We start from the raw sequence: 243 nt of genomic DNA, 5'->3' as shown, positions 1-243 counted from the left end.
ATCTCGCAAGGCTAAATACTCCCTAGTGACCGATAGTGAACCAGTACCGTGAGGGAAAGGTGAAAAGCACCCCAGAAGGGGAGTGAAATAGTTCCTGAAACCATGTGCCTACAAGCTGTCGAAGCCCATTAATGGGTGACGGCGTGCCTCTTGCAGAATGAACCGGCGAGTTACGATTGCATGCAAGGTTAAGGTGGAAAAACCGGAGCCGCAGCGAAAGCGAGTCTGAAATGGGCGTACGAA

General features: G+C 51.4%; 1 rRNA gene. It reads left to right on the top strand.

The features are described from left to right. Positions 1-243, top strand: a 23S ribosomal RNA gene (locus HUK49_RS10995); the annotation flags it as partial.

Origin of the sequence: Limosilactobacillus portuensis (assembly GCF_014838735.1) — a bacterium.
In the GTDB taxonomy this organism is placed as follows: domain Bacteria; phylum Bacillota; class Bacilli; order Lactobacillales; family Lactobacillaceae; genus Limosilactobacillus; species Limosilactobacillus portuensis.
The sequence above is the reverse complement of the archived record's forward strand: the minus strand, read 5'-3'. Positions and strand labels throughout refer to the sequence as shown.